The following is a 26,481-nucleotide window of genomic DNA, read 5'->3' as shown; positions in this document are numbered from 1 at the left end:
GCCCCCCACCCCCCATTCCAGTTCGCAAGACTTGATAGGAGTCGCTGAAACCATGGCGGTCTCAGTAACACTGCCCGCGCTGGGCGAGAGCGTTTCCGAGGGCACCGTCACCCGTTGGCTGAAGGCCGAGGGTGAGCGCGTGGAGGTCGACGAGCCGCTGCTCGAGGTCTCCACCGACAAGGTCGACACCGAGATCCCGGCCCCGGCCTCCGGCATTCTGGCCTCGATCAAGGTCGCCGAGGACGAGACCGTCGAGGTCGGCGCCGAGCTGGCGATCATCGACGACGGCTCGGGCGCCCCGGTCGCCGCTCCGGCCCCGGCCGCCGAGGCCGCTCCGGCCGCCCCGGCCGCTCCGGTCGCCGCCCCGGCCCCGGTCGCGGAGGCCCCGGCCGCCGCTCCGGCTCCGGTCGCCGAGGCTCCGGCTGCCGCCGCTCCGGCCGCCGACGCCACCCCGGTGCTGCTGCCGGCGCTGGGCGAGTCGGTCACCGAGGGCACCGTCACCCGCTGGCTGAAGGCCGAGGGCGACACGGTCGAGGTCGACGAGCCGCTGCTCGAGGTCTCCACCGACAAGGTCGACACCGAGATCCCGTCGCCGGTCGCCGGCACGCTGGTGAAGATCCTGGTCGGCGAGGACGAGACCGCCGAGGTCGGCGCCCAGCTCGCGCTGATCGGTGCCGCGGGTGCCGTCGCCGCCGCTCCGGTCGCCGCTGCTCCGGCCGCTCCGGTCGCCGCCCCGGCCCCGGTCGTGGAGGCCCCGGTCGCCGCTCCGGCCCCGGTCGCCCCGGCTGCCCCGGCTCCGGCCCCGGCCGCTCCGGTCGCCGCCCCGGTTGCCGCTCCGGCTCCGGTTGCCGCCGCTCCGGCCGCCCCGGCCCCGGTCGCCCCGGCTGCCCCGGCCGCGCCGGTCGCCGACGCCGGTGACGCCTACGTCACCCCGCTGGTGCGCAAGCTCGCCGCCGAGCACGACGTCGCGCTGTCCGCCGTCACCGGTACCGGTGTCGGCGGCCGCATCCGCAAGCAGGACGTCCTGGCCGCCGCCGAGGCCGCCAAGGCCGCCCAGGTGCAGGCCCCGGCCCCGGTCGCCGCCGCTCCGGCCGCCGCGCCCAAGGCCGCCGCCGCGCCGTCCGCCCTGCGCGGTCAGACGGTCAAGATGACCCGCATGCGCAAGGTCATCGGCGACAACATGATGAAGGCCCTGCACGAGCAGGCGCAGCTCACCAGCGTGGTCGAGGTGGACGTCACCAAGATCATGTCGCTGCGCGCCAAGGCCAAGGACGGCTTCCTCGCCCGCGAGGGCGTCAAGCTCTCCCCCATGCCGTTCTTCGTCAAGGCCGCCGCCCAGGCGCTGAAGAGCCACGCGGTCGTCAACGCGCGGATCAACGACGCCGAGGGCACCATCACCTACTTCGACACCGAGAACATCGGTATCGCGGTGGACTCGGAGAAGGGTCTGATGACCCCGGTCATCAAGGGTGCGGGCGACCTCAACATCGCCGGCATCTCCAAGAAGACCGCCGAGCTGGCCGGCAAGGTGCGCGACAGCAAGATCACCCCGGACGAGCTGTCCGGCGCCACCTTCACCATCAGCAACACCGGTTCGCGCGGTGCGCTGTTCGACACCGTCATCGTGCCGCCGAACCAGGCCGCGATCCTGGGCATCGGCGCCACGGTCAAGCGCCCGGTGGTCATCGAGGCCGACGGCGGCACCGCCATCGGCATCCGCGACATGACCTACCTGTCGCTCTCCTACGACCACCGCCTGGTGGACGGCGCCGACGCCGCCCGCTACCTGGTGGCCGTCAAGGAGATCCTGGAGGCCGGCGAGTTCGAGGTCGAGCTCGGCCTGTAAGGTCCCGGGAGTTCACCTCCGGCAGCACCGGAACCCCGCGCCGTCCCCGGACGGCGCGGGGTTCCGCGCGTCCGGGGCCCTTCCGGTGGCCGCCGCCGGGGGCTTCGCGCCGTTCCGGGTTTTTCGCGCGGTTCCGGGTGATTCACCCGTTCTTCGCATGCGCGCGTGCGACCGAACAGGGATGCTGGAGCGGTGATGGACGAGACCGACTTCTGGCTGATCATCGACGAGACCCGGGAGGCCGCCGAGGGCGACCCGGACGAGCAGGCGGACCGCCTGGTGGAACGGCTCGGTGAGCTGGCCCCGGACGACGTCATCGACTTCGCCCGGCTCTTCGAGGCCCGCTTCCAGCGCGCCTACCGCTACGACCTGTGGGGCGCGGCGTACCTGCTGCTGGGCGGCGCCTCCGAGGACTCCTTCGACTACTTCCGGTGCTGGCTGATCGGCCAGGGCCGGGACGTCTTCGAAGGCGGCCTGTACGAGCCCGACGACCTGGCGGACCTGCTGCCGGAGTTCGACGAGGAGGAGGACGGCGAGGCCGAGGACCTCGGCTACGCCGCCGACGAGGCCTACGAGCAGCTGACCGGACTGCCGCTGCCCGAGGTGGGCGGGCGGCAGCCCGCGCGGCCGTCCGGGGCCGCCTTCGACTTCGACGACCCGGACGTCATGGCGAAACGGTTCCCCAAGCTCTGGGAGCGGTACGGGGATTGAGGACGGGGGACTGAGGGGACGGCCGACACCGGGCGCGGCCGGGGGCTCAGGCGCTCGAACCGCCCGCCGCGCCGGTGTCCTGCTTGATGCCCTTGAGGATCTGGTCCAGGGCCGAGGGGTCGGGCGCGCCCGCGGCGTCGTCCACCCCGCCCTCGAAGGCCACGTAGCCGCCGCCCTTGGCCGGGACGGCCGCCAGCAGGATGTAGCCCTTGCTGCCGTCCGAGGTCACGATGTGCCAGCGCACCGCGTACCCGGCGATGCCCGCCACCGTGGTGCTGGAGGAGCCGGCGTCGGTGTGCGAGCTGATGTCGGTGAAGATCGCCGCCGCGTAGGCCGGCATCGCCGCCTCGGCGGCCGCGCGGGCGGTGGTGCCGGAGATGGTGTCCTTCTCGACCGAGAACTGGCCGCGGATGCAGTTGCCGCCGCCGGGGCAGGTGTACTGGCCGGTGCCGAGGAAGACGGTCGAGTGCTCGCCGCTGGTGTTCGCCTCCCAGCCTTCGAAGACCGGCACGGTGATGCCGTGCTGCGGATCGGCGACGGTGTCCTTGGGTGCCGGGGCCGGGCGCGCCGACGTGGTGGGCGACGGCGAGTCCGGCCTGGTCGGGGCCGGGGTGTCGGTGACGGTGACCGTGGTCACCGGCCGGGACCTGTCGGCGGACGGACCGTCACCGCCGCTGTTGAGCGCGATGGCGGCCACCACGCCGACCACGGCCAGCACCGCGACCCCGATGCCGACGGCCGTACCCGTCCTGATCCGGTTCGGCTTGGAGGGCGGCGGGTAGGCGGCCGGCGGGTAGCCGTAGGCCGGCGGGTTCTGCGCCGGGTAGCCGTAGCCGGGCTGCCCCGGCTGCGGCGGGCCGTAGGCGTACGAGGGCGGCGGGGGCGCGGCGGACGGGCCGCCGGGGCTCTGCCAGGAGACCTGCGTCGGGGCGTCGGCAATCGGGCCGCCGCCCGCCTGGACGGGGCGCACGTCACTGGTCCAGGCCGTGCCGTCCCACCAGCGCTCATGACCGGCCGTGCCGTCCGCACCCGGAACCGGGTACCACCCGGGAGGCGTCGAGTTGCTCACGGCAAGACGGTACCCGCCCGGGTGATGCTCCAGACAGGCCGGGTCCGTCACGACTCTGCACCACCCGGGCAACGGCTCTGACGGAACGTCAGTCCGGCGCCGGGCGGTGCGGGGTCCGGCCGGGGTCCGCCGGGTCGGCGGGGCCGGCCGGTTCAGTCGGTTCAGTCGGTTCAGTCGGTGAGGGGGCGGGCCATCCAGACGTCGTCGACGTACTTGCCGTCGATCAGGAACTCCTCGGCCAGCACGCCCTCGACCACGAAGCCGCAGCGCCCGTAGAGGGCGCGGGCCGGGGCGTTGTGGCCGAGCACCCGCAGGGTGAGCTTGCGGGCGCCCTGGCCGCGGGCCGTCCGGCAGGCCTCCTCGACCAGCGCGACACCGATGCCCCGGCCGCGGACGGAGGCGTCGACGGCCAGTCCCTGGATCTGGCGCACGTGCTGGTTGCTGGGCACCGGGGTCGGCGGAGCGATCCGGATGTAGCCGACGATCCGGCCGTCGAGCAGGGCGAGGCGGTACTGGTCCGGGGGGTGGCGCTCGTCGAAGACCCCCGCGTCCTCGGCGGGCCGCGGGCTGACCTCGGCCAGCGGGGTCCAGGTGGTGCGGTTGAGGACGGCGAGTTCCTTCTCGTCCTCGGGCCGGGCCGGGCGGATGATCAGATCGTCGGTTTGGTGCATGCGCGGCATGCTAACCACGGGCCGCGCTGACGTACACGGAATTTTCCCCCGCCGCCGCTTCGCTCTCCCCTCTCCCCGCCGGAGCCGCACGGCACCGGCGCTCCCGTGAACGGGCGCGACCGGCTGCGAGGATGGACGCATGAGAATCGCGGTCACAGGATCCACGGGACTGATCGGCTCGGCACTCGTCGACTCACTGCTGGCGGACGGGCACCAGGTGGTGCGGCTGGTCCGGCACCGCTCGAAGACCGGGCCCCGGCCGGACGGCACCACCGCCATCGGCTGGAACCCGCTGCTGGGCCAGGTCGACCGGGCCGGGCTGGCCGGGGTCGACGCGGTGGTGCACCTCGCGGGCGCCGGAGTCGGCGACCGTCGCTGGAGCGAGGGCTACAAGCGGGAGATCCGGGAGAGCCGGGTGCTCGGCACCGAGACGCTGGCCGCCGCGCTGGCCGGGCTGGACGAGCCGCCGAAGGTCCTCGTCAGCGCCTCGGCCGTCGGCTACTACGGCCAGACCGGGGACCGGGTGATCGACGAGTCCTCGCCCGCCGGGGACGACTTCCTGGCCGAGGTCTGCGTGGAGTGGGAGTCCGCCGCCGCACCGGCCGAGCGGGCCGGGATCCGGGTGGTCCACCCGCGCACCGGCCTGGTGCTCTCCGCGGCCGGCGGCGCGGGCGGCCGGCTCGTGCCGCTGTTCCGGCTGGGCCTCGGCGGGCGGCTCGGCGACGGCCGGCAGTACTGGAGCTTCATCTCGCTCGCCGACGAGGTCGCCGCGCTGCGCTTCCTGATCGACCGGGAGGACATCAGCGGTCCGGTCAACCTGACCGCCCCGGAGCCGGTGACCAACGCGGAGCTGACGGCGGCGCTCGGGCGGGCGCTGCGCCGGCCGACGCCCTTCCCGGTGCCGCGGGCCGTCCTGGAGGCGGTCCTCGGCGAGTTGGCGGTCGAGGTGGTCGGCAGCCACCGGGTGGTGCCGCGCCGGCTGCTGGACGCGGGCTTCCGGTTCGAGCACCCGGACGTCGACTCGGCGGCGCGGGCGGCGCTCTGAGGAAGGGGCGGGAGCCTTCGGGGGCCGGGCTCGTGGTCGCGCCCGGCCCCGGCGCGTAGGCGCCGCTACGACGTTCACCCTGGCCAGGGGCATATGCCGAACGGAGGCCGGGCGGTGGCGGGACGCCTGCCGGGCGCTTGCGAGGTGATTCCCGGGAGGGGCTCCGGGAGGGGGCGCACGGGAGCACAGGGCGGGCGCGCTACGCGCCCCCGGTGACGGTGTGCGCCCGCCGGACGCCATCACGGCCGGATCGGCGCACAGTCCGTGACGGTGTCCCCACTGGATGCGATCACTCCTCTTCCCCGCCTCGGATCGGGCCCGATGCGCTTGTCTGACCGTCGCACTGACTGGGCATCACACCGGTCGGACCGTGTCCCAGCACCCCGCTGCCTGCGCCGGCCCGAAACATCCGGGACCAGGGAGGGAGCCACCCGTGCCCACGTACGACTTCACTCGCCGAACCCGCCGACAGTCCGATCCGGACGTCGTCGTGGTGGGAGCAGGCCTCGCGGGCCTCGCCGCCGCCCGCGTGCTCACCGGCCACGGCATCACCGTCCAGGTCCTGGAGGCCGCCGACCGGATCGGGGGCCGCGCGGCCTCCCACGAGCAGGACGGCTTCCGACTCGACCACGGCAGCCATCTGCTGAACACCGCCTTCCCCGAGCCGCGCCGCGTGCTCGACCTCGACCGCCTCGACCTGCGCCCGCTCGCCCCGGGCGTCCTGGTGCACAACGGCGGGCGCCGGTACCGGGTCGGGGACCCGCAGCTGACCACCGCCCGACAGGCCGCCGCCCGGGTACCGCTGGGCAGCCCGCTGGACAAGGCACGCCTCGGCAGCTGGCTCAACCGACTCGCCGCCACCCCGCCCGGCCGGCTGAAGGCCCGGCCGGAGACCACCGCCGCCCGGGCCCTCGGCGAACGCGGGCTCGCCCCGCGCACCGTCGACGGCCTGCTGCGCCCACTGCTCGGCGCCCTGCTCAGCGACCCCGCCCTCGGCACCAGCAGCCGGGTCGCCGACCTGGTGCTGCGCTGCTACGCACGTGGCCGGCTCTGTCTGCCCGCCGGGGGGATCGCGGCCGTGCCGGCCCAGCTGGCCGCCGCACTGCCCCCCGGCACCGTCCGCACGGGAGTGCGGGTCACCGCGATCGCGGCCGACGGCGTGGAGACCGCCGAACACGGGCGGATCGGCGCACAGGCCGTGATCGTCGCGACCGACCCCCGCTCCGCCGCCGATCTGCTGCCCGGGCTGCGGCTGCCGGACTTCCACCCCGTCACGACCTTCCACCACGCGGCCGACCGGGCGCCGCTGGGCGAGGCCGCGCTGCTGCTGGACGGCGACCGTCCGGGTGGGCGGCCGTCGCTGGTCTCGCACTCGCTGGTGCTCAGCGCGCTGCACCCCTCGTACGCCCCGCCCGGGCAGGCGCTGATCGCCACCACCGTGCTCGGCCGCCGCGCCTTCGACGCCGGCGGGCCGGCCGCGCTGGAGCCGGCCGTGCGCAAACGGCTGGCGGAGCTGTACGGCACGCCGACCGGCGGCTGGCAGTTCCTCGGCGTGCGGCACCTGCCGGACGCGGTGCCCGCCATGCCGCCGCCGCACAACACCCGGCGGCCGGTGCGGCTGCTGGCCGGGCTGTACGTGTGCGGCGACCACCGGGACACCAGCAGCGTGCAGGGGGCGCTGGTCTCCGGACGGCGCGCGGCCGAGGCCGTGGCGCGCGACCTCGGGCTGCCGACCAGCACCCCGGAGGCCGCCGCGGCCTGACGGACCCGGGGGCACGCGGTCCGTCGCCGGTCCGGGCTGTCGGACGGGTGACGGACCGCATGCCAGTATGCCAATATGACCGCTGATCGGATGATTCCCGTCACCCCACCGGCCATCCCACCGGCCGCCCCACCGGCCGCCGCGTGAGCGCCGGACCCACCGTCCAGCCGCTCGCGCTGATCCTGGTCCCCGCCGCCGCGGTCGCCGCCCCGCTGCTGGCCGACCGGCTGCTGCGGTGGATCGCCGTGCCCACCGTGGTGTTCGAGATCCTGCTCGGCGTCCTGATCGGCCCCGACGCCCTGGGCTGGGTGCACGTCGACGTCCTGACCGACGCGCTCTCGCGGTTCGGGCTGGCCATGCTGATGTTCCTGGCTGGGTACGAGATCGACTTCGCCAGACTGCGCGGCGGCCCGCTGCGCCGGGCCACCGCCGCCTGGCTGGTCACCGTGCTGGCCGCGCTCGTCCTCGGCGCGCTGGTCGACCCGCACCCGCTGGACGGCGCCTTCGCCGGGCTGGCGCTCACCACCACCGCGCTCGGCACCATCCTGCCGGTGCTGCGCGACTCCGGGGAGCTGCCCACCCCGTTCGGCTCGCTGGTCATGGCCACCGGCGCGGTCGGCGAGTTCGGGCCGATCATCGCCGTCGCCGTGCTGCTCAGCGGCAACACCCCGGCCCGCACCGCCGTCGTCCTGGCCGCCTTCGCGGTGATCACCGCCGTCGCGGTCGGCGGCGCCCGGCGCCCGCGGCCGGCCTGGATGACCGGGCTGATCCGGCGCACCCTGCGCACCTCCGGTCAGTTCGCCGTGCGCACCGTGGTCCTGGTGCTCGCCACCATGGTGGCCGCCGCGCTCTGGCTGGAGCTGGACATGCTGCTCGGCGCGTTCACCGCCGGCATCGTCTCCCGGTTGCTGCTCCGCGACATGCCCCGGCACACCGAGGAGGTCATCGAGGCCAAGCTGGAGGGCATCGGCTTCGGCTTCCTCGTCCCGGTGTTCTTCGTCGTCAGCGGGATGGACTTCGACCTGGACGCGCTGCTCGGCGACCCGGGCACGCTGCTGCTCGTACCGGTCTTCCTGCTCCTGCTGCTCGCCCTGCGCGGAGTGCCCGCCGCGCTGCTCGCGCCCGCCGGGCTGGGGCGGCGTGACCGGGCCGCGCTCGGCCTGTACGGCGCGACCGCGCTGCCGCTGGTCGTGGTGATCACCACGATCGAGGTGGACACCGGCCACCTGCCGTCCTCGACCGCGGCCGCCCTGGTCGGCGCGGGCATGCTCTCGGTGCTGCTGTTCCCGCTGACCGCGCAGCGGCTGCGCGGGCACGTCCGGCCGCCGGCCGCCGTCGGGGGCGGCCGGCCGCGGGTGAACGCCGAGAGCTGGTGACGCCTCGGACCGGTCGGGGCCGGTGCGTTCTCGGGCCGGTCAGATCACCCCCGCCTGACGGGCCGTTTCCTCGAACGCCCGCGCCACCGGGCTGCCCCGGTACGGGGTGAGCCGGCGGTGGAAGTCGCGCACGTACTCCAGCGACCGGGCCGACCGCATCTCCCCCGCCGCCCGCAGCGCGTCGGTCGCCATGCCGCAGGCCTCGTCGAGGTCCCCCATGCCGAGCCGGGCGGTGGCCAGCACCAGCCGGCAGAAGATCCGGCTGCGGGCGTACGCGGGCGAGCGCAGCCGCAGCGACTTCTCGGCGTGCTGGGCGGCCGTGCGCCACTGCTGGAGGTCCCGGTAGCAGTGCGCGAACTCGTCGGAGAGCTGCGCCTCGTCGAAGAACCGGGCCCAGGACGGCAGGTCGTCGCCGGTCCGGGCGGCCGCCAGCGCGCGCTCGGCCCGGACCAGCGCGGTGGTGCAGGAGCGGACGTCGCCGAGCAGGCCGTGCCCGCGCGCCTCGGCGGCGTGCAGCAGGGCCTGCACGGTCGGCGGCACCGCCGTGCCCACGCCCTGCTGGGCGACCCGGGCCAGCTGGACAGCCTCCCGGCCGTGGCCGAGGTGGACGGCCTGCTGGCTCATCGTCACCAGCACGTACCCGCCGAGCGCGCGGTCCCCGGCGGCCTGGGAGAGCCGCAGCGCCTGGACGAAGTAGCGCTGGGCCAGACCGTGCGCGGCGATGTCGAAGGACGTCCAGCCGGCCAGCCGGGTGAGGTCGGCGACGGCCCCGAACAGGGCACGGCCGATCTGCTCGCCGTAGCGGCCGCGCAGCATCGGCTCGGCCTCGCTCTCCAGGTAGCGGACCAGCGCCTGGCGGGCGTGGCCGCCGCCGTAGGCGTGGTCCAGCGCGCGGAACAGGTCGCCGACGGCACGGATGGCGGCGATGTCGCCCCGGCCGACGCGCAGCGCCGGGCGCTGATCGCGGCCCGGGTCGTGGAAGGGCGGCTCGACGGCGATCGGGGGGCGCCGGCTCTGGGTGGGCACCCGGGCGCCGAGCGCGGCGGACCCGGCGGCGCCGGCCGTCGGGGCGGTACCGCCACCGGCGGGGCCGGTCCGGGCGACCGGGGCCGGGCCGCGCGGCGCGGGGCCGACGGGGTGGCCGACGGCCCCGCCGGGCGGGCCGACGGGCGGCACACCGGTTCCGGGATCGGGCCGGACCAGGGTGGAGCCGTCCCTGGCGACCCGCTCGTCGGTGCGGCCGATCAGCCAGTCGCGGCTGGGCACCACCAGGCCGGCCGGGGTGAAGGCGATCCGGCGCAGCTCGGACTGCGGCCCGATGTCCTTGCGCCACATGCTCGCCACGATGTCCACCGCCTCCTGCGGCGTCTCGGCGAACTCCAGGCCGGCGTAGACCGGGGCGCAGGCGTCCAGGCCGAGGTCCTGCGCGGTGAGACGGCGGCCGAGCCGGCGGGTGAACACCTCGGCGATCAGCGCCGGGGTGGCGCCGCGGGGCTGCTGGCCGCGGAGCCAGCGGGTGACGGAGGTCTTGTCGTAGCGCAGGTCCAGGCCGTGCTCCAGGCCGAGCTGGTCGACCCGGCGGGCCAGGCCGGCGTGCGAGAAGCCGGCCTCCTCGATCAGCGCGGCGAGCTGGAGGTTCTGGGTGGTGCCGGCCGGCTGGTGCCGCTCCGGGGCGTGCGGCCGCTCGGGCGCGTGCCGGTCGGGCGCGTGCGGCCGCTCCGGGGCGTGCCGGTCGGCGGCATGACGCTCTGCGGCGTGGTGCTCGGCGGCACGGAGCTCGGCACCGTGGTGCTCTGCGGCGTGCCGGTCGGCGGGTGTGGCCTGCTCGGGCAGCCGCACGTCGTCGGCGGCGGTCGGGGCGTCGGGGGCGTCCGGAAGGGCCCGGCCGACCGGACCTCGGTGCTGGTCGAGCGGGTCGAGCGGTCCGTACGCCGGGCTGTCGGTTGCAGGCCTTTGGGGCATAGTCAGTCAACACCTCTCGGACGCCGCACCGGCTCCACCAGCGGTTCGGCTGCCTGTGGCGACGCCCCCTGTCGGGAATCGGCGTGAATGTAGCGAGCATTCGGGCGCTATGGGTGGTTCTGACCCAGCAATCCTCCGAACGGGTGAAGCATCCGCGCCCATTGTGGGGAAGACACCTCTGGATGGGTTTGGCTTGGAGGACGCTCTTCGGCCATCGGCCGCGCCGACGGCGTGATGGCGGGGAACACCACAGTTCAGCGGGGTGCTGTAGGGAGCCGCCACATGGGAGGCGGAGCCGGCCGGCGCCGATGTCGCGGTCGAAAACGCGCCCCCGCGGTCGAGTACCGGACCGCCGGCCGGACCACCGCCCGGACCACCGACCGGGCCGCTCGACGGCTTCCGGACGCCCCGTCGAGGACATGGGCCGCACACCTATGACGATCCGCCGGGATGTAGCGGCCATCCACATAGTGTCGCTCCCCCGCGCTTCCTACCGTGGGCCGGCAGGGGCCTGACGGGGAGTCCGGAGCTCGGCGCGCACTACCGCATGCCGGCCGGCCCCCGACGACCGGCGGGGCCGAACAGCTACGATCTCGCTTCCCTCCTTGGGGCACGAAACACCCACTGTCGACGGGCGGCCGCACCTTGAACGACCTCCACACCAGCTCGGCACCCGCGCTCCGCCGTCTGCTGGACCTGCTCGTCTCCGGCGCCGCCACCGAGGACTTCGCCGACGTACTCGCCGACGCCCGCCGGCAGGGCGCCCCGGCGGCGGTGCTGAGCGAGATCGACGACGCCACCTGGCAGGCCCTGCGCGTCCACCGCACGATGCGCCAGCACCGGCGCCGCGAGACCGAACTGACGGCGCTCTTCGACACCGCCGGCGACCTCGCCGCCTCCCGCGACCTGGACACCGTGCTGCAGGCGATCGTCCGCCGGGCCCGGATGCTGCTGGGCACCGACACCGCCTATCTGACCCTCCCGGACGAGGCCGCCGGCGACACCTACATGCGGGTCACCGACGGCTCGGTCTCGGTGCTCTTCCAGACCCTGCGGCTCAGTCTCGGCGACGGCCTCGGCGGCCTGGTCGCACAGACCGCCCGCCCGTACGCCACCCCCGACTACCGCACCGACGGCCGCTTCCACCACACCGGCACCATCGACGCGGGCGTGCTCGACGAGGGCCTGGTGGCGATCATCGGCGTGCCGCTGTTGCTCGGCGGCCGGGTGATCGGCGTGCTCTTCGCCGCCGACCGCTCGCCGCGCGCCTTCTCCCCCGACGAGGTCGCGCTGCTCTGCACGCTGGCCGCGCACGCCGCCATCGCGCTGGACACCGCCAAGTCGCTGGCCGACACCCGGGCCGCGCTCACCGAGCTGAACAGCGCCAACGAGCTGATCCGCGCCCACTCCGCCGCCGTCCAGCGCGCCGCGCAGGGCCACGACCGGCTCACCGACCTGGTGCTGCGCGGGGCCGAGGTGCCGGACGTCGCCGCGGCGGTGGCCGCCCTGCTCGGCGGCGAGATAGCCGTCCTGGACGCCGAGGGCGAGCCCCTGGCCGGCCGGGCCGCCGCACCGGGCACCGGACCGGCCGAGGCGGCGGCCGCGTCCCGGGCCGAGGGGCGGTCGGTGCGGCACGGCGCGGCCTGGGTGTGCGCGGTGCTGGCCGGGCAGGAGCAGCTCGGCACCCTGGTGCTGCGCGGCCGTCCGGACCTCGACGACGCCGACCGCCGGCTGTTCGAACGGGCGGGCGTGGTGACCGCGCTGCTCCTGCTGCTGCGACGCTCGGTCGCCGAGACCGAGAACCGGGTGCGCGGCGAGCTGCTGGCCGATCTGCTCACCGCTGCGGACCGGGACCCGGCCGGGCTGACCGCGCGCGGCCGGCGGCTGGGCGTGGACCTCGGCCGCCCGCACCTGGTGCTGGTCGCGGAACCGGGCGACCCGCGGGACGCCGCTGCCCGCTCCCGGCTGGCGGGCGCGGCCGGGCGGTACCTGTTCGGCTCGCGGGGCATCGGCGCGGAGCACGGCGAGGCGGTGGTGCTGCTGGTCCCGGCCGGCGAGGGCGGGGCCGCCGAAGGGGACGCCACGGGAGGCTCCGAGGCCGCCCGGCACGCCGCCGAGCGGCTCGCCCGGCTGGCCGGGTTCCCGGTCACGGTGGGCGCCGGCCCTCCCGCCGCCGGACCGGTCGCGCTGGCCGCCGCGTACGGGGAGGGGCTGCGCTGCGTCCGGGCGCTGCGGGTGCTCGGCCGGTCCGGCGAGGGCGCCTCGGCGCGGGCGCTCGGCTTCCTGGGCGTGCTGCTCGGCGACGGCCACGACGTGGCGGGCTTCGTGCGCGCGACGCTGGGCCCGCTGCTGGAGTACGACGCCCGGCGCGGCACCGAGCTGGTCCGCACCCTGCGCGCGTACTTCGACTGCGGCGGCAGCCTCACCCGGGCCAAGGACGAGCTGCACGTCCACGTGAACACGGTGGTGCAGCGGCTGGACCGGGTCGAGGTGCTGCTGGGCGGGGACTGGAACGGCCCGGAGCGCTCGCTGGAGCTCCAGCTGGCGCTGCGGTTGCAGCTGCTGTCCGGGCCGTGAGCGGCCCGCCGGGCGCCGTTCGGGCCGTGCTGTCCGGACAGGGGCCCGGCCGGTCCGCCGACGGGCGGGCGTACAGTGGGGAGGTTGGTCTCGAACGCCTGGCAAGGAGCAGTGGTGAGCGAGAACGTGCGGTTCATACGCATGGGCATCGGCGAGGGCGCCGTCCCCTACCAGGAGGCCTGGGAGGAGCAGCAGCGGCTGCACGCCCTGCGGGTCGCGGACGAGATCCCGGACACGGTGCTGCTGCTGGAGCACCAGCCCGTCTACACCATGGGCAAGCGCACCAACCCGGCCGATCTGCCGCTGGACGGCACCCCGGTGGTCGAGGTCAACCGGGGCGGCGAGATCACCTGGCACGGCCCCGGCCAGCTGGTCGGCTACCCGATCGTCAAGCTGCCGGACCCGATCGACGTGATCGCGTACGTGCGGCGGCTGGAGGAGGCCCTGATCCGCAGCTGCGGCGCGTTCGGCGTGGAGAGCACCCGGGTCGAGGGCCGCAGCGGCGTCTGGGTGCTGGGCGAGACCATCCCGGACGCGGTGGTGGACCCGGAGCAGGTCGTCGACATCGGCAAGCTCACCCTGCGGATGGGCCTGCCGCTGGGCATCGACCCGCGGCTGGCCGGCCCCGAGTACGCGCCGTCCAACGCCGGACAGCGCGGTGACGACCGCAAGCTGGCCGCGATCGGCGTCCGGGTCGCGCGCGGGGTCACCATGCACGGCTTCGCGCTGAACTGCGATCCGGACATGACCTGGTTCGACAAGATCGTGCCGTGCGGCATCCGGGACGCCGGGGTCGCCTCGCTGACCGGCGAGCTGGGCCGGGACCTCACCGTCTCCGAGGCGCTGCCGCTGGTCGAGAAGCACCTGGCCGAGGTGTTCGCCGAACTGCCCGAGCCGGCCCCCGGCCGCTGAGGCCCACCGCCCCGGCACCCGCTCGTCCCCAGAGCCGCTCGTCCCCGTAGCCGCTCGTCCCCCGTCAACACCCCCCCGGGAATCTACCCACCGGTAGCCCTGTTGCCCTGCGATTGCGGGGCCGCTGCCCCGGCGAAGGCCGTACAAGCACAGGCGTACCCTGGGGGTACCCCGTCTAGTTCTAGGAGTCGCACGTGTCCGCTGTCGCACCCGACGGCAGGAAGCTGCTCCGCCTGGAGGTCCGCAACAGCGAGACCCCCATCGAGCGGAAGCCCGAGTGGATCAAGACCCGCGCGAAGATGGGCCCGGAGTACAACGCCCTCCAGTCGCTGGTGAAGAAGGAAGGGCTGCACACGGTCTGCCAGGAGGCCGGCTGCCCCAACATCTTCGAGTGCTGGGAGGACCGCGAGGCCACCTTCCTCATCGGCGGTGACCAGTGCACCCGCCGCTGCGACTTCTGCCAGATCGACACCGGCAAGCCCGCCGAGTTCGACCGGGACGAGCCGCGCCGCGTCGCCGAGTCCATCGTCACCATGGACCTCAACTACGCCACCATCACCGGTGTCGCCCGCGACGACCTGCCGGACGGCGGCGCCTGGCTGTACGCCGAGACGGTGCGCCAGGTGCACGCGATGACCGCCGGCCGCGAGGGCGGCCGCACCGGCGTCGAGCTGCTGATCCCGGACTTCAACGCGGTGCCGGAGCAGCTGGCCGAGGTCTTCTCGTCCCGCCCCGAGGTGCTGGCGCACAACGTCGAGACGGTGCCGCGGATCTTCAAGCGGATCCGGCCGGCCTTCCGCTACGAGCGCTCGCTGGACGTCATCACCCAGGCGCGCGCCGCCGGGCTGGTCACCAAGTCCAACCTGATCCTGGGCATGGGCGAGACCCGCGAGGAGGTCAGCCAGGCGCTGGCCGACCTGGTCGGGGCCGGCTGCGAGCTGATCACCATCACCCAGTACCTGCGCCCCTCGCTGCGCCACCACCCGGTGGAGCGGTGGGTCAAGCCGCAGGAGTTCGTCGAGCTGCAGGAGGAGGCCGAGGAGCTCGGCTTCGCCGGGGTCATGTCCGGTCCGCTGGTCCGCTCGTCGTACCGCGCCGGGCGGCTGTACCGGCAGGCACTGGAGCGCCGGGAGCAGGCCGCGGTCTGAGCCGACCGGCCGAGAGCCGAACCGGCCGGGCGTGCTCGCCGAGCGTGAGCGTGTTTGAGCCATTGGAAGGGCGGAGCCGAGGCTCCGCCCTTCCGCGTTCATCACGCTTTGACTGCCTGGTCACGGGCTGGTAACACGGGGTGGTGACGATGGACTCGTCGCGATTGTTCGATTCTTCTCAGCCACGGCCACGGCCGCGAGGGGAGCTGTTCGGCATGCAGATGCGGATCCGGTCGATGGGGGTTGCGCTGCGGTTCGCCGAGAGCGTCCTGCTGTCCGGCGGACAGCGGCAGGCCCGGCGCAACGCCTGGGCGGCGGTGTGCGAGAACCGCCGGTACGCGGCCGACCGGCGGCACGACGCACTGGTGTCGGGGGCTCCGGCGGGCCTCCCGTCCGGCCCCGCGGCCGGCCCCGTCGCAGGGTCGGCAACGGGCCGGGCGGCACGCCGCCGACCGCTTCCGTAACGGCACCCGGGTCACGGTTCGGGGCGAACGGGCACCCGGGCTTGGATATCCCGTACCCACGCCACGTACCATGAGCCTTATGGCGAGGGAAACATCCGAGAACCCCGGGCGACTGAAGCAGATCCGCCTGGCGTACACCATGACCAAGAAGGTCGACACCAAGATCGGCCTGATCATCGCCGGCGTCGGCCTGCTGACCTTCGGCGTGTTCCTCGCCATCGGCTTCGCGATCGAGCACCCCGTCTACCTGGGCATCCTGGGCTTCATCGTGGCCGTCCTGGCCATGGCGATCGTCTTCGGGCGCCGGGCCGAGCGTGCCGCGTTCGGGCAGATGGAGGGCCAGCCGGGCGCCGTCGCGGCGGTGCTGAACAACATCCGGCGCGGCTGGAGCGCCAACACCACCCCGGTGGCCGTCACCCGCAGCCAGGACGCGGTCTACCGCGCCGTGGGCCGGGCCGGCATCGCGCTGATCGGTGAGGGCAACCCGAACCGGGTCCGCCAGCTCCTCGCGTCCGAGAAGAAGAAGATGGCCCGGGTCGTCGGCGACGTGCCGGTGCACGACATCGTGGTGGGCAACGGCGAGGGCGAGGTCCCGCTCAAGAAGCTGCAGATCCACCTGATGCGTCTGCCGCGCGCCATCACGCCCGCCCAGGTCACCGAGACCAACGACCGGCTGCGCGCGCTGGGCGACCTGCTCTCCAAGGCCCCCATCCCCAAGGGCCCGATGCCCAAGGGCGCCCGGATGCCCAAGGGCGGCCAGGTCCGCTGATCCCCTCCCCCGTCGACAGCACGAGAACGGCCCCGCCGCGGAAGCTCCGCGGCGGGGCCGTTCGTCGTTCTCGTGCGTTCCCGGTGCGCTCCCCGAGGGGCCCGGGGTGCCCGGGTCCGGGCCTCGACGGCCGGACCGGGGTCCTCAGATCCGGACCTCGACGGTGCCGACCGCCTTGTCGTGCAGCCCGCGGGTGTCCCGGTCCCAGACCAGCGCCGGCACCAGCAGGCAGAGCAGCACGGTGCGCAGCAGCACCTGCGGAATGGTCGCCCGGCTGCCGTCCAGGCGGACGACCCGCAGCCCGAACAGCCGCTTGCCCACGGTCGTCCCGGTGGTGGCGAGCAGCAGCACGGTGACCGCGAAGAACAGCGGGGTGGTCCACATGTTCGCCGAGGACGCGGAGCCCTTGGCGATCAGCCCGTAGGAGACCAGGGCGACCAGCCAGCCGTCGACGAACAGCGCGCCCATCCGGCGGCCGGGTCCGGCGATCGAGCCGGGGCCCTCCTTGGGCAGTCCGAGGCGCTCACCGCGGTGGCCGAAGTCGGCGCCCATCTTCTCGGCGGCCGCCTTCGGGCCGTCGATCCACGATCCCAACGCTTCTCTGGTGTCCACGAATCCACACTAACCGGGCGAACGCCGGGGACGGCCACCGCCTCCCCCGCCGGACCCGCCACCGACGGGTGAATCGGCTGTCGCCGGCTTTCCACCACTCCCACCGAATGGTCCAGACCACTCTGGTGGCCCCACCTGGCAGGCCAAGGCGTTTTGTCCGGTCCCGTACGGCTTTGCCGCCCTCCGGACAGGTGTGGTTAACATTCAGGAAACGACTGGGTCACCGACCGGAAACGGCCCGTTCCTAGGGTGAGCCACATTCGCAACACCGAGGAGGATGGATGTTCAACAACGCCGCCGAAGTGAAGCAGTTCATCCAGGACAACGACGTGAAGTTCGTCGACGTCCGCTTCTGCGACCTGCCGGGCGTCTTGCAGCACTTCTCCGTACCCGCGGCGACGTTCGACCCGTCCGAGATCCTGATGTTCGACGGCTCGTCGATCCGCGGCTTCCAGGCCATCCACGAGTCCGACATGGCGCTGGTCCCCGACCTCGCCACGGCCCGGCTCGACCCGTTCCGCCAGGAGAAGCACCTCAACATCAACTTCTTCATCCAGGACCCGGTGACCGGCGAGGCCTACAGCCGCGACCCGCGCAACGTCGCCAAGAAGGCCGAGGCCTACCTCGCCTCCTCCGGCATCGCGGACACCGCGTTCTTCGGCCCCGAGGCGGAGTTCTACGTCTTCGACTCGGTCCGGTTCGACACCAGCGCCAACGCCTCGTACTACCACATCGACTCCGAGGCCGGCGCCTGGAACAGCGGCTCCACCGAGGGCGACGTCCGCGGCTACAAGGTCAAGTACAAGGGCGGCTACTTCCCCGTCCCGCCCGTCGACCACTTCGCCGACCTGCGCGCCGAGATGTCCCTGGAGCTGGCCAGGGCCGGCCTGGAGGTCGAGCGCCAGCACCACGAGGTCGGCACCGCCGGCCAGGCCGAGATCAACTACAGGTTCAACACCCTGCTGCACGCCGCCGACGACCTGATGCTGTTCAAGTACATCATCAAGAACGTCGCCTGGCGGAACGGCAAGACGGCCACCTTCATGCCGAAGCCGATCTTCGGCGACAACGGCTCGGGCATGCACGTCCACCAGTCGCTGTGGACCCAGGGCACGCCGCTCTTCTACGACGAGCAGGGCTACGCCGGGCTCTCCGACACCGCCCGCTACTACATCGGCGGCCTGCTCAAGCACGCCCCGTCGCTGCTCGCCTTCACCAACCCGTCGGTGAACTCCTACCACCGCCTGGTCCCCGGCTTCGAGGCCCCGGTCAACCTGGTCTACTCCCAGCGCAACCGCTCCGCCGCGATCCGCATCCCGATCACCGGCTCCAACGCCAAGGCCAAGCGCATCGAGTTCCGCGCCCCCGACCCCTCCTCCAACCCCTACCTGGCCTTCTCCGCCATGCTGATGGCCGGCCTGGACGGCATCAAGAACAAGATCGAACCCCTCGAGCCGGTCGACAAGGACCTCTACGAGCTGGCCCCCGAGGACCACGCCAACGTCCCCCAGGTCCCCTCCTCCCTCCCCGCCGTCCTGGAGGCCCTCGAAGCCGACCACGAGTACCTCCTCGCCGGCAACGTCTTCACCCCCGACCTCATCGAGACCTGGATCGACTTCAAGCGCACCCAGGAGATCGCCCCCATCGCCCTCCGCCCCCACCCCCACGAGTTCGAGCTCTACTACGACCTGTAAAGAACATCTGACCTGCGGAAACGCAGGTCGATCCCTCGGTGTTTCTGCGGGGTCAGCACCTCGCTGACCCCGCAGAAATGCCGGGTTCTTGGCAGCCGGTCATACTTCAGCTGGATGAGTGTGCGGGCAGATCGAACTCGTGGAGGCACTGCTGTTCTTCCCGATCTGGCAAGGCTGGAACGGAGTTTCCTGCCCGGCAACATCGCCAGCGTAAGGGGCTGGCTGCTCGGACGGTCGCCACTCTTCGCGGTCTCCGGCTGCACCCCCTTGTCCAGCCAGACGTCAGCTCCTGACCCGATAAAGAAACCTGACGTAGCTCCAGAGCGACAGCGCACGCTGCTGCTCCTCCAGGATGCTCGACTCCCGCTTAAGCGCCTGAAGCTCGATCGCATGAGATCGAAGCTGAGCCGCGCGGCGGTCGAACTCCTCCCGCATGGCATGCGCAGCGTCAGCAGCGGGTTTGTTGAGCTTCACCAGGTTCGCCCGCTCACCACCGATTCGAACTGTCACGTAATCCTTTGCCGCACGCGCCGCAGTCTCAATGTCACGCTGTCGATCGCCCAACGCACGAAACTGTGGAGCAAATGAGTCCTCTACTTCTCGGGCGTTCTGCTCCGGAAGAGCAATGGGGCATTGACGATTTAGCTCGGCTATACTTCGCTCCCGCCATTTCCGCAACAACGCCGCACGATGAGACCCCACCCCGGGAACTCTGATCGCTTCGCCGTCTCGACGAACCAACAGGACGCCTGTTCCGCCCACTCGAAATCCGGTGAAGTCTGCAGCGGTTCGAATCCCTGCTTCAGCTAGAGCACGTAGCACCTTCTTGCCACCTATAGACAGGTAGGCTCGATCAACTTCGAGCTGTTGAAGCCGATCTTCGATCCAACTGTGCCGGAATGGTTCAGCAGCCTTGTCAATCGCTGCCTGGAATATAGCCGAAAGCTGCGTTCGCTCAATCTCCAGCAACGCCATCGCCGCACGCATCTCCCCCTCGATCCGAGCGTGTTCCTTCTGCAGGCGTTGCGTCAGCTCCTTTTGCCCTCCAGTAAAAAGTGCTATGCGTTGCGATTCCTCTTCCTCCCATCGTTCGCGCTCCGTCACAAGCTGAGCATGGCCGACTCCAGGATCGCCAATGTGCGACAGGAGTTGGCCCACAGTCTCTGAGTCGCGCAGCATCTCGCGCACTTCTGCTCTTGAACGCCAGCCCAATACCGCTGCACCAGCAAGAAGCCCACCGAATCCCAATTCAGCAACGGCGGTGAGGCCAACATCCCATGAACCCGTTACGCCAAGGATCGGAGTCAACACAAGGGAAACCGTCGACGCAACCAACGTCACGTCTCCGGCTCGACGCCCCCGAAACGTCCGACCGCCTCGGATGGCAGACCTGGAATATCCATCCATCACAGAAAGATGACTCTGTAGCCACGCCGGGCGCCCGCCCCGCGCCGGGTCGGCGCCTTCATCCGAGTTGCCAGCGTCCTCCACCTTGGCAGGCACAATACCCTGGCCCAGGTCTGGCAACTCAGCCAACGGCCTATCGACCATTGCAATTACGACCTGCGCCAGCTCCCGGATCCGCGAATCCGGATGTTGAAGGAGAGTCAGAAATCGGGCTGAACTCCCGGGAGTCTCGAAGTCCGCCCGCTCCAGCAATAGGTGTTCCGCATCGGGCTCATGGAGTTGTCCCCACAATGACGGGTCTGCGGCCACGGCCGATAGTGAAAGATAGATCACCCAAGCCGAGAAGTTGTCAATGCCAGAGCCAAAGTCCTCCACCCCCCTCGACGGGGGCTGGTAGTTTCGATGGCCCGACTCCGTTCCCAGCAGGCCTGACAACGCCGGAACGTACATCCCATCGTAGTCAACAAGACGCAAGGTGTCGTCCGATGCGACCAGAATGTTCCCGTGCTGTAGATCGCCGTGTGCAACTCCGGCTGCAGACAGGCCCATCATCAGGTCCTTGAATCGCCCAACTGCAGCTTCGATTGACTTCTTGTCCTGGTGGTGAGACTCAAGCCACTGAAGGAGCGTCTCCCCCTCCGCCCACTCCATCTTGAGCGCGGGGTACCAGAGCCCGTCAACCTGCACTCCCTGCGGAAGATACTCGAACTCCATCTTCCACTGCTGCGGGAGATCGCCCAATGAAATAGAGGAAAGATGGTTGCTAATCTCTTGGTAGCGCATCTCCTGATCCAGGGCATGCCGCGTGAAACACTTGACCGCGAACCGCCTACCGTCTGGACACATCATTGAGAATACAACCGACGAGCCACCCGACCTGGACTTAGGCTGGTTCCAGCGGCCGACCTCCGCAGTGGATTCCTTCAGGTCCGGATGTGCGAAGCAGAGTCTTGGATTCTGCACAGCCAGTACATAGTCGCCACCACTCGGGTATCTCTGCGCAGGAGAAGCCTCCCCGGCCGGCGCGGGAAGCGACACCAACTGATCACCCCACGAAATTAATGTGGACGAAAGTCACATCGTCGTTGCGAAGTCGTCCGGTACTCCGCTGCTGGTTCACCCAGTCTTCGAATCCCGATTCGTCATCGGCCCGACCAAAGTCCCGGAGGTTGTGAATCAGACCTTCGAACCTAGACGCTGACGTCTCATCGGCACAGTCGATGAGATAAGCTGCCAATGCGTCCGTCATCAACATGAGCTCATCGCCCCTCTCCGCGTACCCGCGAGTGAACATAGTCCGCTCGCCAGTCACTACCCAGTCGCGATCTCTGCTGCCCAGAAGGTGCGGAGAGTTTCCGAACGCAGCCGCCGACTTCAATGGAAAGCGTCTTATCAACCGACCATCGCGGACCTGAAAGAGACAGGAATCTCCCAAAGCAGCCGTTAACCAGCGCCGCCTGTGACGGTCCACCACAGGCGGCGCATTGCCCGGGACGTCCACGTACACGGCCAGAGTCGTTGCAAATGCGCCAGCCGCAAGCTTCGGATACTCAAACCACCTCGGTGGACGTCCCGTTGCCATCCGTCGATTGAGATAGCCCGCGTGCCACACCTCCCACTCACCACTGAGCCGTGTCATTACTTTGCCGAAGGCAGCCCCCGGCCCCTCAAGCGCTTCCGGTTCCTCGGCAACCCCGATCGCCATCGTCCGGGCCAAGTGGTGGGCCCACTCTCGTGCAAGGGTGCTCTCCGATGCTCCATCGGACACCACCACCGTGATCGGTTCGGCCCGCAGGTCCGAGGCCGCCCCCTCAGGAACGACATAGCATGCGTCCTCGCACTCCGACCTGCTATTGCCCCTCTTCGGGATGATCAGCTGGGTAACGGCAACGCCAACGTTCGCCCCTGTCACCGGAAGTTGGTCACACGAGTACCGATGTCCAGGAACTGGACCACCGAGCTGATGTCACCGTTGTAAACGAATCCACGCGTGGCGCCACTGACGACGTAACCCAACGATTGCGCGTATCCCCGCATGTGATCTGGCAACACGCTCGACATGGAGAAGAGTGTGTGCGACAGACCGTTCGGCAGCCCGTCTTCGGAATCAGGGAAAGTCACCGGATCCTGCTGCCCCATCGAGACATGCAGATTGAAAAGCAGCGCAGGGCCGTCCGCAGTGACATGCGTGCTGATAGCGTGTCCGGCTCCTACCGGATCGCCATCAGTGGACGCTCCATCAGTAAGATTGAGAACAATCGGGGGAAATCCACCCGGATGCTCCGAAACCCATCCCGCGACGAGGGTCTCGGCATACCTCAGCGCCTCATTCATCGGCGTTCCCCCCGATGCCACCGGCTCTACCCAAATCGGCTTGCCTTGAGCCGCTTCTACGAATCCGCCAGCGCCGTCACTCACCAGTACGGTCTGCTGGGACATGTAGGCCGGGTTGTCCGCGACCACCGAGATCGGAATCAAGTCCCGACCTTGGAGCTCTCCTCCGAACACCGGCCCGACTGTTGCACCGTATCCGACAACAGCCACATGGAAGTAGTCGCGGACGGTGTCTTCCTTACCGCATTTGACAGTCAGTTCAAACAGGAGTCGATTGATCGCCTCGGCCACCGCGACGGCCTTGCGCTGCGGCACCCCCGCGTCAACCTCCTCCTCCATGGAACCAGACTGGTCCACTAGAAAAACAAGGCAGCCGGGATTGCTGCGACTGATCTCCGCCTCATAGGCCATCCGCGTAGACTCCTGAGTCACTTCAAGGGGGCCATCACGCCGACTGTTGAGTCCGTGACCCTACGCCTGCCCCCGACAGTAGCCATGAGTGTAGCGACCGACACAGAAGGGGGAGTCCATGTCGAGTGTGGACGAGGGGGGTCAGAAGCAGCTCGCTGCCGGGCTGCGCAGGCGGAGGCGCGAGGCAGAAGCCAAGCTGACGCTGCGTCGGCGACTCAATCGAAGCTACGTCATCTGCTCGGCAGCCGTAATGTGCGCCCTGATGGTTGGTTCGATTGCGTCAGCAATCGCACCGGTCGAGGGCGTCGTACGGAAGATCGATGCCGTGTGCCTGGTACTGATCATCGCGTTCGGCGCAGCCGGCTTGTTGATCAAAAGGTGGGGCCACAGGAACGCGGTACCACGCCTGGTGGAAGCAGAGACTCAACTTGAGGTGATCCAGAACGACCTACGCTGGGTCGAGTCGGGCATCAGCAATCCTGTCGCAATCAACCAGAATCTCTACCGTGCGGACATCGCCGGAATCATCGAAGGCTTCCAGAGCGGCAGCGACAAGTACCGGCGGCGACACAACCGTCTTCAGTCGATCATCATCATCGCCTCGCTTGGCACTACTACGGTCGCTGCGCTCCAGAACGCGGTCCCTGGACATCAGTGGCTGACTGTAGGACTCAGCCTCCTGGTCGGCGGCTCAACAGGCTTCATGGGCTACTACAAGTTCCGCGAGCGGAGCTTCTACCTCCAGCAGTCGGCCGACCAGGTCGAGGCCGAGCACAATGCGATGATCCTCAGCGTCGGGGACTATGCAGGCCTCAGTCAGCCGGCAGCGCTGGCGCGGCTCGTCGAGCGGGTCGAGCAGATTCGAAACGAGCAGCGCCGACGCCAGCAACAGCTCGACCAGCCCGCGGGTGGCCAGGCCATCGAACCCGGCGAGTAGGCCTCGGACGGGCTCGGCCACAGATTCAGTGACGGCAGGCACATCGGCCGGTACGCGCAGTGCGGTGGGACTCTCCGGATGGCTTCGGCAGCCGTCGCTCATGTGGTCGACGAGGTGTGTTCTGCGGGCTGCCACGTCTTCCTCGCCACCCCACCCGGGCCTGTGCCGCCGGTCGGCGGCCCGGGCAGGTGCGGGTCGGGATTACTCCGCAGAAGGTTCGGGAATGCGCCAGAGGATGGGGAAGCGATCCGCGTCCGGCAGGCTGAGCGGGCCTACTGGACCTATCTGCTTGATCAGATAGCCGAAGACCATGTGGTGGGCCTCCTCGGACACGTCGTCCCAGGTGTCCGGGGTCACAATCATGACCTCTCTCATCAGGCTCAGGTCCGACTCATTCTCAAGCATCTCCGCCCGGTCATCCCGGTCCATCGTCTCGTCGGCCCGCATCGCGCGAATCGACTCCGCGAGGAGGTTGGGCTCCGCCCGCAACCGGCGGCGCACTTCCCGGCAGCCGTACTGGAAGGCCGCGTACGCGTCCATCGCCTCCCGATCCATGTTCTGGTAGCCGTACGGCGTGCCTTCGGTGGCTCCGATGTAGTCGCCCTTCAGCGTGTGCAGCAGGACCCTCAGCGCGTGCTCGGCCCCGTCCTCCTCGATGAACTTCTCCATCGCCCGGATCCACACGTCCTCGGAGATGATCGGTTCGTGCGGGGCGGCGAGCCCGGGGGCGATCTGGATGGCGCTGAACGGGTTGACCAGGATGCCCATGACCATCTCGGGCGTCCACTTGCCGTCCTCACCACCCCAGCCGCTGTTGGCCAGTTCCTGGAACGACTTCCGGCCACCCTTCTCTCCTTCCCGGACTGCCCGCCACAGCCGCAGGAACCTCCCGGCCTCGGCTTCCCCGTCCCGAGGGGGGCTGCACAGGCCTGCCAGCACCATGACGATGTCGTGCACCGTCTCCCAGCGCGGCATCTGCTTTCCGTTGATTGTGGACCGCACGGTCTCGTGGCTGGCTCCGGACAGCGAGTCCTCCCGCTCGCGGATCAGCGTGCTCACCTTCCGGGAACTCAGCTGGCCTGCCGCCCGGTGCAGTTCCCGCAACGCGTCAACCAGTTCCTGGTGCCAGTTCTCCGGCCGAGACTCGTCCGGGGTGTCCACCACTTGGGTCCTCCTGTTTCGGGGCCGGCGAACGGGCTCCGGCCGGGGGTGTCAAGTTTCGCTGCCGCAGCGTACGACGCAGTCAGCTTCCGTCAAGTTCGACGCCTAGCCTTCCGCTTGGTGACTAGCGACTGAACGCCCCGGCGAGCATGGTGAGGACACCAGCTGAGCACGACACCCGAGGAGTTCGCCCCGTGCACATCCCTGCCTACGCACACGGCACGATCCGTGCCGCCCTACCCGCAGTACCGACGGGCCGGCAGATGGCGAGCCTGGACTGCTGCGTGTGCGGTGCCCCATTCGGCCGGGATCTCGGGGCGGTGCCGCTCGGCCCCACCCCGGAGGCCGGTCTGTCCGGGTGCCGCCCGTGTCTGAGCCGACTGGTCACCCGAGCGCGGGAGACCCAGGACGCCGCCCTGGCACGCAACGCTGAGCAGGTCCGCAAGGATACCGAGGCCTGGGAATCGGTCCGCGACCACTACTTGGCCCGGCTCGATGCGGTCCGGCAGGCCGCGGAGGAAGTCGCCGAGCTGGCCGGGAACGAGGAGGTCCCGCCGTTGCGGATCGCCTGGCTGTCGATATCGCTGGAGTCGGCCCACACCTGGATCCCCGACGCCCCGGAGCCCCCGGCCTCGGTCAACCGGGAGGACCACCTGCTGACGAACGCGAAGATGCTGCTGGGCAGCGCCATGATCACGGCCCGCGGGGCCGTGGCCGACAGGCTCGTCTACCACCTGGTCAATGAGGCGCAGCCCGAGGAACCAGAGATGTGCGAGGAGCTGGAGTGCCCCGAGGGCTGCTCGGGACGGCATGACACGTCGCGCATCGACTGCGGACCGGACGCCATTTTCGAGGACCTCCTGGAGTACGGCGTCACCATCGAGGAGCCCGGCCCGGCTCCCCTGTCCCCACAGCTCGCCGCACTCTTCGCGCCACGGCCCGAGGAACCGCCCCCATTGTTCCCGGGCTTGGAGGAGCAGGCCTCGGCCGCGCTTCCTCGTCTCGGCATCGATCCCGGTGACCCGGAGATCCTGCTGAGCGCGGCGGCTGCCGGGCTGGCCGCCGAAGCCCTGCTGAACGAATCGCTCGACGCGATCCGCGCGGCACCCGGCGGGCCGGACGCCGGCGATGTCTTCGCGCAGGGCGTCGACCTGTACCGTCGGGCCCGCAAGGCGCTCGTCGCCGCCCGTGATGGCGGGCCTGAACGACTGAGTGCATTCACGATCGTCGCCTCGGACCTGGACCTTCCGTGGGCAGGCGGCTCCCGTTTCACACTGCGCGCCGCGTCCGGGCCAGTGGCCGACTTCGTCCGACACATCGAAGAACAGGTCTGGATCACCGAGGAGTTGATGCGTCGGCAGGGCTGGCGCGACGCCCTTCTGCATCGGGCGTTCACAGCTGTCTTCAAGGCCACGCACCACTTCGGCATGCCCGGCTGGTCCGCCATCGTCGACGCCGCGATGAAGCGCCTCGCCTCGCTGGACCGGACATCCGGACCCTCGGAGCTCGCCGATCTCCGCGCCGTGGAGACCGCGCTGCTCCAGGAGCCGGACCGATTGGGAGTGAACGCCCTCGGGTGGCTCGTCCGTCATGCCGTCCTCGGTTAGCGGCAA

Annotated in this window: 21 protein-coding genes; 13 read left to right on the top strand and 8 right to left on the bottom strand. The window is 70.9% G+C overall.

The window, feature by feature from the left end:
• Positions 1 to 52 precede the first annotated feature (52 nt).
• Complete coding sequence (gene sucB / locus ACFVVU_RS28330; protein ID WP_387793089.1) at positions 53 to 1,846, top strand: 2-oxoglutarate dehydrogenase, E2 component, dihydrolipoamide succinyltransferase; 1,794 nt, start codon at positions 53 to 55, stop codon at positions 1,844 to 1,846.
• A gap of 195 nt (positions 1,847 to 2,041) precedes the next feature.
• Positions 2,042 to 2,557: a DUF4240 domain-containing protein gene (locus tag ACFVVU_RS28325; protein ID WP_355361845.1), complete on the top strand. Its 516-nt coding sequence runs from the start codon at positions 2,042 to 2,044 to the stop codon at positions 2,555 to 2,557.
• 46 nt (positions 2,558 to 2,603) lie between these two features.
• On the opposite strand, the gene ACFVVU_RS28320 is transcribed toward ACFVVU_RS28325, so the two are convergent.
• Entirely contained in the window at positions 2,604 to 3,626 is a 1,023-nt protein-coding gene (locus ACFVVU_RS28320; protein WP_380686966.1) for a DUF2510 domain-containing protein, read from the bottom strand.
• A gap of 170 nt (positions 3,627 to 3,796) precedes the next feature.
• Positions 3,797 to 4,306, bottom strand: coding sequence for a GNAT family N-acetyltransferase (locus tag ACFVVU_RS28315; RefSeq protein ID WP_380686968.1), 510 nt, complete (start codon positions 4,304 to 4,306; stop codon positions 3,797 to 3,799).
• A 130-nt stretch (positions 4,307 to 4,436) separates the two neighbouring features.
• Here ACFVVU_RS28315 and ACFVVU_RS28310 point away from each other — a divergent pair, with 130 nt between their 5' ends.
• From ACFVVU_RS28310 to ACFVVU_RS28300, 3 genes are all read left to right on the top strand, one after another.
• Entirely contained in the window at positions 4,437 to 5,342 is a 906-nt protein-coding gene (locus tag ACFVVU_RS28310) for a TIGR01777 family oxidoreductase (protein WP_380686970.1), read from the top strand.
• Between the two features lie 433 nt (positions 5,343 to 5,775).
• A complete protein-coding gene (locus tag ACFVVU_RS28305) occupies positions 5,776 to 7,104 on the top strand; it encodes an NAD(P)/FAD-dependent oxidoreductase (RefSeq protein ID WP_380686975.1) in 1,329 nt (442 codons plus the stop codon).
• 143 nt (positions 7,105 to 7,247) lie between these two features.
• Positions 7,248 to 8,480, top strand: a complete 1,233-nt coding sequence (locus ACFVVU_RS28300) for a cation:proton antiporter (RefSeq protein WP_387793087.1) — start codon at positions 7,248 to 7,250, stop codon at positions 8,478 to 8,480.
• A gap of 39 nt (positions 8,481 to 8,519) precedes the next feature.
• Here ACFVVU_RS28300 and ACFVVU_RS28295 read toward each other — a convergent pair whose 3' ends face one another.
• Positions 8,520 to 10,442 (bottom strand): regulator, encoded by a 1,923-nt coding sequence (locus tag ACFVVU_RS28295; protein WP_387793085.1) that lies wholly within the window; start codon positions 10,440 to 10,442, stop codon positions 8,520 to 8,522.
• A 645-nt stretch (positions 10,443 to 11,087) separates the two neighbouring features.
• Here ACFVVU_RS28295 and ACFVVU_RS28290 point away from each other — a divergent pair.
• From ACFVVU_RS28290 to ACFVVU_RS28270, 5 genes are all read left to right on the top strand, one after another.
• Positions 11,088 to 13,019, top strand: a complete 1,932-nt coding sequence (locus tag ACFVVU_RS28290; RefSeq protein WP_387793083.1) for a helix-turn-helix domain-containing protein — start codon at positions 11,088 to 11,090, stop codon at positions 13,017 to 13,019.
• 141 nt (positions 13,020 to 13,160) lie between these two features.
• The gene (lipB, locus tag ACFVVU_RS28285) at positions 13,161 to 13,931 is read left to right on the top strand and encodes a lipoyl(octanoyl) transferase LipB (protein ID WP_387793141.1); all 771 of its coding nucleotides are present in this window, start codon (positions 13,161 to 13,163) and stop codon (positions 13,929 to 13,931) included.
• A 194-nt stretch (positions 13,932 to 14,125) separates the two neighbouring features.
• Positions 14,126 to 15,079, top strand: a complete 954-nt coding sequence (gene lipA, locus ACFVVU_RS28280) for a lipoyl synthase (RefSeq protein ID WP_380687515.1) — start codon at positions 14,126 to 14,128, stop codon at positions 15,077 to 15,079.
• A 215-nt stretch (positions 15,080 to 15,294) separates the two neighbouring features.
• Positions 15,295 to 15,543 carry a hypothetical protein gene (locus tag ACFVVU_RS28275; protein ID WP_387793082.1) on the top strand — a complete coding sequence of 83 codons (249 nt, stop codon included), beginning with the start codon at positions 15,295 to 15,297 and terminating at the stop codon, positions 15,541 to 15,543.
• Between the two features lie 79 nt (positions 15,544 to 15,622).
• A complete protein-coding gene (locus ACFVVU_RS28270; protein WP_355361867.1) occupies positions 15,623 to 16,312 on the top strand; it encodes a DUF4191 domain-containing protein in 690 nt (229 codons plus the stop codon).
• Positions 16,313 to 16,456: 144 nt separating this feature from the next.
• Here the strand turns inward: ACFVVU_RS28270 and ACFVVU_RS28265 are convergent, their stop codons facing one another.
• Positions 16,457 to 16,924, bottom strand: coding sequence for an RDD family protein (locus ACFVVU_RS28265; protein ID WP_380685059.1), 468 nt, complete (start codon positions 16,922 to 16,924; stop codon positions 16,457 to 16,459).
• 281 nt (positions 16,925 to 17,205) lie between these two features.
• Here ACFVVU_RS28265 and glnA point away from each other — a divergent pair, with 281 nt between their 5' ends.
• Positions 17,206 to 18,618, top strand: a complete 1,413-nt coding sequence (gene glnA / locus ACFVVU_RS28260; RefSeq protein ID WP_380685060.1) for a type I glutamate--ammonia ligase — start codon at positions 17,206 to 17,208, stop codon at positions 18,616 to 18,618.
• A gap of 282 nt (positions 18,619 to 18,900) precedes the next feature.
• Here the strand turns inward: glnA and ACFVVU_RS28255 are convergent, their stop codons facing one another.
• The 3 genes from ACFVVU_RS28255 to ACFVVU_RS28245 form a co-directional block, all read right to left on the bottom strand.
• Complete coding sequence (locus ACFVVU_RS28255) at positions 18,901 to 20,808, bottom strand: hypothetical protein (RefSeq protein ID WP_387793080.1); 1,908 nt, start codon at positions 20,806 to 20,808, stop codon at positions 18,901 to 18,903.
• Between the two features lie 262 nt (positions 20,809 to 21,070).
• The gene (locus ACFVVU_RS28250) at positions 21,071 to 21,937 is read right to left on the bottom strand and encodes a hypothetical protein (protein WP_387793079.1); all 867 of its coding nucleotides are present in this window, start codon (positions 21,935 to 21,937) and stop codon (positions 21,071 to 21,073) included.
• Entirely contained in the window at positions 21,934 to 22,770 is an 837-nt protein-coding gene (locus tag ACFVVU_RS28245; RefSeq protein ID WP_387793077.1) for a vWA domain-containing protein, read from the bottom strand. The genes ACFVVU_RS28250 and ACFVVU_RS28245 overlap by 4 nt, the downstream gene beginning before the upstream one ends.
• A 118-nt stretch (positions 22,771 to 22,888) precedes the next feature.
• Here ACFVVU_RS28245 and ACFVVU_RS28240 point away from each other — a divergent pair, with 118 nt between their 5' ends.
• Entirely contained in the window at positions 22,889 to 23,707 is an 819-nt protein-coding gene (locus tag ACFVVU_RS28240; protein WP_387793075.1) for an SLATT domain-containing protein, read from the top strand.
• Positions 23,708 to 23,908: 201 nt separating this feature from the next.
• On the opposite strand, the gene ACFVVU_RS28235 is transcribed toward ACFVVU_RS28240, so the two are convergent.
• The gene (locus ACFVVU_RS28235; protein ID WP_387793073.1) at positions 23,909 to 24,871 is read right to left on the bottom strand and encodes a hypothetical protein; all 963 of its coding nucleotides are present in this window, start codon (positions 24,869 to 24,871) and stop codon (positions 23,909 to 23,911) included.
• Positions 24,872 to 25,062: 191 nt separating this feature from the next.
• Between ACFVVU_RS28235 and ACFVVU_RS28230 the strand changes: the two genes are divergently transcribed.
• Positions 25,063 to 26,475 carry a hypothetical protein gene (locus ACFVVU_RS28230; RefSeq protein WP_387793071.1) on the top strand — a complete coding sequence of 471 codons (1,413 nt, stop codon included), beginning with the start codon at positions 25,063 to 25,065 and terminating at the stop codon, positions 26,473 to 26,475.
• Positions 26,476 to 26,481: the final 6 nt, after the last annotated feature.

The organism is Kitasatospora sp. NPDC057965, from assembly GCF_042887135.1.
Classification (GTDB): Bacteria; Actinomycetota; Actinomycetes; order Streptomycetales; family Streptomycetaceae; genus Kitasatospora.
Note: the sequence above shows the minus strand (reverse complement) of the source record. Positions and strands in the feature narration are given on the sequence as shown.